Source organism: Streptomyces odontotermitis (genome assembly GCF_050510915.1).
Lineage (GTDB): Bacteria > Actinomycetota > Actinomycetes > Streptomycetales > Streptomycetaceae > Streptomyces.
Map to the genome: position 1 here is coordinate 1 of NZ_JBNJLS010000064.1, position 570 is coordinate 570.

The following is a 570-nucleotide window of genomic DNA, read 5'->3' on the forward strand; positions in this document are numbered from 1 at the left end:
TGGTTGCTCATGGGTGGAACGTTGATTATTCGGCACGGTCACTTGGCTTCACTAGTACTGCTTCGGCGTGGAACGTGAGAGTCAATGGATCGGGTCGGGCACGTTGTTGGGTATCTGAGGGTGCGAGCGTTTGCTCGCCCTTCGGCATGCCGACCCCAGTGAAGCACTGCGATTGTGTGGTGTGTGATGGGTGGTTGGTCGTTGTTTGAGAACTGCACAGTGGACGCGAGCATCTGTGGCCAAGTTTTTAAGGGCGCACGGTGGATGCCTTGGCACCAGGAACCGATGAAGGACGTGGGAGGCCACGATAGTCCCCGGGGAGTCGTCAACCAGGCTTTGATCCGGGGGTTTCCGAATGGGGAAACCCGGCAGTCGTCATGGGCTGTCACCCGCTGCTGAACACATAGGCAGTGTGGAGGGAACGCGGGGAAGTGAAACATCTCAGTACCCGCAGGAAGAGAAAACAACCGTGATTCCGGGAGTAGTGGCGAGCGAAACTGGATGAGGCCAAACCTCAAGCGTGTGAGACCCGGCAGGGGTTGCGCTTGGGGGGTTGTGGGATCTCTCTTC

General features: G+C 58.1%; 1 rRNA gene. It reads left to right on the forward strand.

The features are described from left to right. Positions 1-237: 237 nt before the first annotated feature. A 23S ribosomal RNA gene (locus tag ACQB60_RS45770) occupies positions 238-570 on the forward strand; the annotation flags it as partial.